Origin of the sequence: Sporolactobacillus terrae DSM 11697 (assembly GCF_000648615.1) — a bacterium.
GTDB lineage: Bacteria > Bacillota > Bacilli > Bacillales > Sporolactobacillaceae > Sporolactobacillus > Sporolactobacillus terrae.
The window spans coordinates 1-238 of record NZ_JFZC01000006.1; the positions used below are offsets into that span (position 1 = coordinate 1).

Here is a 238-nt window from a genome sequence, read left to right on the forward strand (position 1 = left end):
CATATTTTTTAGGCAAACGTAAGCACTTTGTTCAGTTTGCCTACTGCACTCGAAGAGGACGCGTTGGTTCCAATTCGACCGCGATGGGCACCAATAGACGGAACCGTAGGTTCCTTCAACAAGGATGCAATTCGTATCATTTTTTTTATGATTCGTTCGTCGCGTTTGGTCGGAATGAACGAAGAAAGATACGCCGCTTTTAACGTCCCGTTACGTATACCTTGAATAACCTTAACCA

General features: G+C 44.1%; 1 pseudogene. It reads right to left on the minus strand.

The features are described 5' to 3' along the window. Nucleotides 1–8 precede the first annotated feature (8 nt). Nucleotides 9–238: pseudogene (locus tag AA84_RS19275) on the minus strand (ISLre2 family transposase); the annotation flags it as partial.